Source organism: Jiella sonneratiae (assembly GCF_017353515.1).
Taxonomy (GTDB): Bacteria; Pseudomonadota; Alphaproteobacteria; order Rhizobiales; family Rhizobiaceae; genus Jiella; species Jiella sonneratiae.
Window position 1 is genome coordinate 1 of the sequence record NZ_JAFMPY010000059.1, and the last position, 2,531, is coordinate 2,531.

Sequence of the window (2,531 nt, forward strand, 5' to 3'; positions counted from 1 at the left end):
CCAGATGGCCGGTTGCCAGTCGTCAAGCTCGATCTTCAGGCGAGCAATGCGGTCCCGGTCACTCATGATGCCAGCGCCAGCGGCTCGTCCGCTGTCTTCCAGTTCCACGGCAGCAACTCGTCGAGCCGGGTCTGCGGTGTGTCGGCAATGCGGGCAAGGACGTCGGCGAGCCAAGCCTGTGGATCGACGTCGTTCAGCTTGGCCGTGGCGATCAGCGTCAGCATGAAGGCGCAGCGGTCGGCTCCGCGATCAGAACCGGCGAAGAGCCACGACTTGCGGCCGAGCGCCAAGCCGCGGAGCGCGCGTTCGGCGGCGTTGTTGGTCAGACAGATCCGGCCATCGGTGGTGAAGTGGGCGAAGCCCTCCCAGCGCGTCAGCATGTAGTCCATAGCCTTCGCGACTGGGGCATGGCGCGACAGGCGCGCCCGCTCGGTCCGCATCCAGTCCTCCAGATCGGCGAGAACGGCCACGCTCCGCTCCTGCCGGACGGCGAGACGCTCGTCGGCGGAGCGGCCATTCATCTCGCGCTCGATGTCGAACAGAACGTCGATGCGCTTCACCGCCTCCAGCGCCAGCGGTGAGATCGGTGCCGCGTTCTTTCCCCGCCGGGCGCTCCTGGCGATGTCGGCGAGCTCGAAGAACTTCCGCCGTCCATGAGACCAGCACAGTGCCTCGGTCAGCGGCTTCGGACTTCGATCCATGGCGTACAGGCGACCATATCCCGCATAGGCGTCGGCCTGAAGAATCCCGCCATAGCCGGCGAGATGGCGCTCGGGATGCTCGGCCGCTCGATCGCGGGAGGCGTAGAACAAGGCCGCCGGCGGCGCGGCGCCGCCGAACGGGCGATCGTCGCGGACATAGACCCAGATCCGGCCGGTCACCGTCTTGCCCTTGGCCAGGATCGGCACGGTGGTGTCATCGCCGTGCAAGCGCTCGGCAGCAAGGACATGTCGCTCGATCCGGTCGTGCAGCGGGCGAAGAGCATGGACGCAGGAACCGACCTGGTCGGCGAGCGTCGAAAGGCTGAGGTCGATCCCCTCTCGGGCGTAACGCTCCGACTGCCGGTTGAGTGGCTGATGCTGCCCGTACTTCTCGAACAGGATCATTGCCAGAAGGCTCGGGCCGAGGAAGCCGCGGGGCGTTGGATGGAACGGCGCCGGCGGCTGGTTGATCGTCTCGCACTCCCGGCAGGTGAACTTCTCCCGGACCGTCTGGATCACCTTCCACTGCCGCGGGATCACCTCCAGCATCTCCGTGACGTCCTCGCCGAGCTTCGACAGCCTGGCCGAACCGCAGCACGGGCACGAGGTCGGCGCCGGCACGACCACCCGTTCCCGCGGCAGATGCTCCGGGAACGGCTTCTTCGAAGGACGCTTGCGGGTGAAGGCCTGAACGGTCATCGTCTTCGCCGCGGCATGCTCGGCGGCAAGCTCGTCCTCGGTCGCGGCCGCCTGGGCGTCCTCGAGCTGCATCTCGAGCTGGTCGAGAAGACGCGCCTTCTTCTCCGATCGGCTGCCGTAGAGTTCGCGCTTGAGCTTCTCGATCTCCAGCGTCAGATGCGCGATCAGCGCCTCGGCGTGCGAGGCCTTCGCCCTTCTGTTGGCCACTTCGGCTTCCGCGAGATCGGCACGCCGTTCGGCCGCTGCAAGAGCGGCCTTCAGGGCGGCGATGTCGTCCGGCGCGGCGGCCATGCAGGAAAGCCCGAAGCAGTTGATGACGCCATCGATTCTGCCATAGAACCCCTGCGATGCAAGGCTTTTCGCCTATCCGACCGACGTCGGCCTCCAGGCTTCCTGAGGATTTCGCCAGTCGATTCCGGACAGGAGATAACCAAGTTGCGCCGGGGATATCGTCACTGCGCCATCGGCGATCGACGGCCAGAGAAAGCGCCCCCGTTCGAGCTTCTTCGTGTAAAGGCACGCGCCCTGGCCGTCATGCCAGATGATCTTCAAAAGATCGCCTCGTCGGCCGCGAAAGCAGAACAGATGGCCGCTGTTCGGATCGCGCTTCAGCACCTCCTGCACCATCAGCGACAGGCCCGGGAAACCCTTGCGCATATCGACATGCCCCGTCGCCAGCCAGACCCGTACTCCGGTCGGAACCGGGATCATTCCCTGGTTCTCGTCTTCAACGAGCCCGAGGACAGGCTCTGCCGATCCACAACGGCGATGACCCGCGCCAGAACCTCGGGATCGACACCGGAGTCGATGACAATCCTCCGCCCGCATGTCAGGATGATCTCCAGGCGAGAAGATGTCGCAACGCTCGCCTGCCTCGGCAACTCCGACACCGGTGCGAGCACTGCGGGAACGAACGTCGGCATCCGATCCGATCCGGCTGGCTCGTCTCGACAGGTCCGCCGCCACGTCGCCAGTTGCGAGCGCGATATCCCGTAGCGACGCGCCGTCGCCGAGACCAGCCGCGGGGCCGCCATGCTCTCGACGACAATCTTCAGCTTCTCTTCGTCGCTCCAGCGACGACGCCGACCCGTTTCGACAATCTCAAGCCGCTCGAAAGCTCTGTGCGTATTC

At 65.7% G+C, this 2,531-nt stretch carries 3 protein-coding genes; all 3 read right to left on the reverse strand.

What is annotated here, in order from left to right; translation table 11 throughout:
- Positions 1–62 precede the first annotated feature (62 nt).
- Positions 63–1,691 carry an IS66 family transposase gene (gene tnpC, locus J1C47_RS23360; protein WP_207353207.1) on the reverse strand — a complete coding sequence of 543 codons (1,629 nt, stop codon included), beginning with the start codon at positions 1,689–1,691 and terminating at the stop codon, positions 63–65.
- Between the two features lie 72 nt (positions 1,692–1,763).
- Positions 1,764–2,111 carry an IS66 family insertion sequence element accessory protein TnpB gene (tnpB, locus tag J1C47_RS23365; RefSeq protein WP_207353206.1) on the reverse strand — a complete coding sequence of 116 codons (348 nt, stop codon included), beginning with the start codon at positions 2,109–2,111 and terminating at the stop codon, positions 1,764–1,766.
- Positions 2,108–2,531 (reverse strand): IS66-like element accessory protein TnpA (gene tnpA / locus J1C47_RS23370; protein ID WP_207353208.1); only part of this gene is annotated, 424 nt, incomplete at its 5' end. The genes tnpB and tnpA, both read right to left, overlap by 4 nt.

What these genes read in the sequence shown, in the direction of transcription:
- tnpC (WP_207353207.1), bottom strand. Translation starts at nt 1,691, where the DNA reads ATGGCCGCCGCGCCGGACGACATCGCCGCCCTGAAGGCCGCTCTTGCA.
- tnpB (WP_207353206.1), bottom strand. Translation starts at nt 2,111, where the DNA reads ATGATCCCGGTTCCGACCGGAGTACGGGTCTGGCTGGCGACGGGGCAT.